The sequence below is a fragment of the Alienimonas sp. DA493 genome, assembly GCF_043951915.1.
GTDB lineage: Bacteria > Planctomycetota > Planctomycetia > Planctomycetales > Planctomycetaceae > Alienimonas.
The window spans coordinates 1-312 of record NZ_JBINJD010000391.1 but is presented as its reverse complement, the minus strand read 5'-3'; the positions used below and the strand labels follow the sequence as shown (position 1 = coordinate 312).

Annotated in this window: 1 protein-coding gene; it reads right to left on the bottom strand. The window is 75.0% G+C overall.

Going from position 1 to position 312, the window contains the following annotated elements; translation table 11 throughout:
* Positions 1 to 312: hypothetical protein (locus ACG2DA_RS23160; RefSeq protein ID WP_395259082.1), on the bottom strand; the 312-nt coding region annotated here is incomplete at both ends.

Sequence of the window (312 nt, the reverse complement as noted above, 5' to 3'; positions counted from 1 at the left end):
CACCCCCCGCCCGCGGCCGCCGCCCTCGACGGTCGGGGCCGCGGCGGTCGCCAGGGCGACGGCCTCCTTAAACTCCGCCAGCGAGATCGTCCCGGGCGGGGTGTCCCGCGTCCGCTTGCGGACCAGCCGGCCGGCGTGCTCCCGCCCGATCAACTGGAGAGCGTCTTCGAACTTGATCTTCGAGGCCGGCGGGGCCTCGCTGGTGCGGGAAAGCGACGCGTTGTAGACGACCGGCCCGCCGTGCTCGCCCAAGGCCGCCACGACGAGCCCGACGCGGCCGAGTACCGCTTCGGGATCGACGGACGCGGGCGT